Source organism: Neorhizobium alkalisoli, assembly GCF_007829835.1.
In the GTDB taxonomy this organism is placed as follows: domain Bacteria; phylum Pseudomonadota; class Alphaproteobacteria; order Rhizobiales; family Rhizobiaceae; genus Neorhizobium.
On record NZ_VIWP01000040.1, the window covers coordinates 1 to 1064 of the forward strand.

The following is a 1064-nucleotide window of genomic DNA, read 5'->3' on the forward strand; positions in this document are numbered from 1 at the left end:
AGATTGAGCGCCTGGGCAAATAGCCTGGTCTCCCGTGCTGTATAAGCCGAACCGTTGTCCGAGAGATGCTCGATAGCATGCGGGGCTCGGGTTGCATGGAAGCGTTTCTCGACCGCCTCCAGCATCATGTCGCGGACATCCGAGCCGGATATTCCGGCATTGGCGACCGCTGTCCAGGCGATGATCTCGCGGTCGAAGGCGTCAATGATGAAAGCGAGGCGAACGACCTCCCCATCCCAGCAGGTGAACTCCAGACCATCGGAGCACCAGCGCAGGTTGGAGCGCATGACCATGACCTTGCCGTCGTGGAGGCGGCCCTTGCGAACGGCCGTATGCTTCTCCAGCAGCATGGCGTGGTTGCCCATGATGCGATGGACCCGTTTGGCGTTGACGACAGGCTTATCGGCGGCTCGCCTTTCGCGATTGAGGAGCGCGGCGATCCGCCGATAGCCATAGGTTGGCCTTTGATCCACCAGCCTGCGGATGGCGGGCAGAAGCTCTGCATCCCCGACCTTATGGTATGCTCCACGCGGCTTCGATCTGCCTTTCAGCCGTTCGACGAGATTGGAACGGGAGACACCCAGCGTGTCCGCGACGGTCTTCATCGCGAACCGTCCTTCGGCAACAAGATCGGCCGCGATATCCGTTTTTTTGAGTCCGCTTTGGAAAGAGCTTCGCGAAGGATCTCCACCTCCATCGTCTTACGGCCGAGCATGCGCTCCAACTCGCGGACGCGATCTTCCAGCTTCTTCACTTCCGAATTGCCGACAACGGGCTCGTCAGAATCCACGGCTGCAGCACCTCCCTCGCTCAAGAGCCTGCGCCACCGATAAAGCAGATTGGGCGCGACGCCATGGCAGCGAGCGGTGGACGATACCGTCTCGCCTGGTTCGAAACTCTGCTCAATGATTGTCAGCTTTTGCTCGGTTGTCCATCGCCTGCGGCGAACATCACCCGTCAGCAGTTCAACGTGTCGATACTCGTTAGACATAAGCCTATCCTCAAGCCTGTGCTTGAGCCTTTCTGCTTATGCCGACTGTCCGGTCGAAATGGGGGGCAGTTCA

1 pseudogene is annotated in these 1064 nt (G+C 59.4%); it reads right to left on the minus strand.

The features are described from left to right. Positions 1-991 (minus strand): annotated as a pseudogene (locus FHW37_RS33400) (IS3 family transposase); the annotation flags it as partial. Positions 992-1064: the final 73 nt, after the last annotated feature.